The following is a 1541-nucleotide window of genomic DNA, read 5'->3' as shown; positions in this document are numbered from 1 at the left end:
AACCTCGGCCTCACCCGCACCAACGGACGCTGGAACCTGCCGACACCAGCATGAACAGGCCAGTGGCGGGCCGGCTACGCCGACCCGCCACATCAGACCACGAAGATCTTCATCGGACTTCTAGCGGTCGCGGGCAGTTCCTGGAATCCGGGATCAGCCCATCTTCGACGGCTGCCAGACCTCCCATTTTTCCAGCGGCCCCTGCGGAGGGTCGAGGGTCCCCTGGAGCAACAAGTCGCCCTCGTTTCCCCATCGGAAGACCGGCCCGGAGTCGGGGTCCTCTGGTGCGCCGCTGCCTGTGCCCGGCTCCCAGTACTTGTTGCTCTTCATCCACATGGGCACGGCGGCGCCGTCGAGACTGGTGAAGGCATAGGTTCCCGGCTCGGAGGGGTCGGGATTGTCCGGGTGCCAGTGGAATGATGCCAAATGGTCCCAGGTGTTCCACCGCGTTCCCTGGTTGCAGAAGTCGGTGAGAACGCGTTTGCGGATATGGTTTATGGGTTCGTAGTAGTTGGCGTGCGTGCCCACCGCGGAGTAGATGACCGGGTGCCCGTCCGATTTGGTGACGGAACCCCACTCGCGGACTTCACCCTCCCCGTCGTGAGACGACGCGTACACCGACCACGGCTGCGGGTTCTCCCAGCCACTGGGCCCTCCCACGGTCCAGCAGACGCGCACCGTGACGTACTCCCAGTCACTCACGTGATTGCCGTACAGGCCTCTGCCCTCGTACACGAAATTGAACGGGTAGAAGAAGAAGTAGGTCAAGTCCGTGAACGGACCCATCTTGTCGACGAAAAAGGCGTAGCAGGTCGCTATGCAGGTGCGCTGCCCGCCACTGGTGTCGTAGTCCTGGCCGTAGAAATAGCTGGGATACCATACCCGCGAGAACCACCACTCCTTGGCCTTGACGCAGTATGCAGGCCTCGCCATATTCGGTTGCCTGGGGTACAGATAGCGCTTCGACTCGAAGCGCTCCATGTGCTGGAAGGCGAAGTCCACCGAAGACGGCTTGTAGGACTCGCGCTTATGCAGCCATACAAGAGGGCTGAACTTCTTCAGCGTGTCGAGCATGACCTTGTCCGGCAGCTTCTTGACTACCCTGCCGTAGGGGAGAGTGTTCTCCGTCGTGGGGTCGAGCATCACGGTTCCTTCTGCCAGTCGGACTCGCTAATCGGACGCGCTTTTCGTGAGGGGTGGCAGCGGCAGGTTGCACCAGGGACCCCACAGGTCGCGCCAGCGGCCCCACCCGCTCGACTCCTCTTCCTCGATGACGCTCTTGTCCAACGGGCAGAGGAACGCCACGGCCGAGTCACGCGTGCCCGGGAGGTGTGAATCGTGCTCGCCGGTCGCGCCGGAGAGCACCAGAGCCCACTGACCGTCGATCACCGTCACCCAAGAGTCTCCAGCCGCGTAGTACTACAGTTGTAAACTGTGTCTTCGAGCTCTGCTTTATACTGTGGTGCTCGTGGATGGTATATCGGTCGAGGTCGACGAGTGGACAGCTGGGTTCGACGACCTGTTCGCCCGTATCGCGGGCA

The 1541-nt window shown here is 62.0% G+C and carries 2 protein-coding genes; both read right to left on the bottom strand.

Annotation, left to right across the window (positions count from 1 at the left end; translation table 11 throughout):
• Positions 1-153 precede the first annotated feature (153 nt).
• Positions 154-1143: a Vps62-related protein gene (locus tag KDL01_RS41040; protein ID WP_212534130.1), complete on the bottom strand. Its 990-nt coding sequence runs from the start codon at positions 1141-1143 to the stop codon at positions 154-156.
• Positions 1144-1170: 27 nt separating this feature from the next.
• Positions 1171-1395: a hypothetical protein gene (locus KDL01_RS41035; RefSeq protein ID WP_212534129.1), complete on the bottom strand. Its 225-nt coding sequence runs from the start codon at positions 1393-1395 to the stop codon at positions 1171-1173.
• Positions 1396-1541: the final 146 nt, after the last annotated feature.

This window comes from Actinospica durhamensis, from assembly GCF_018139695.1.
Classification (GTDB): Bacteria; Actinomycetota; Actinomycetes; order Streptomycetales; family Catenulisporaceae; genus Actinospica; species Actinospica durhamensis.
Note: the sequence above shows the minus strand (reverse complement) of the source record. Positions and strands in the feature narration are given on the sequence as shown.

Bases quoted from the DNA above. Each gene is read 5' to 3' on its own strand.
- KDL01_RS41040 (WP_212534130.1), bottom strand. From the start codon at position 1,143: ATGCTCGACCCCACGACGGAGAACACTCTCCCCTACGGCAGGGTAGTC.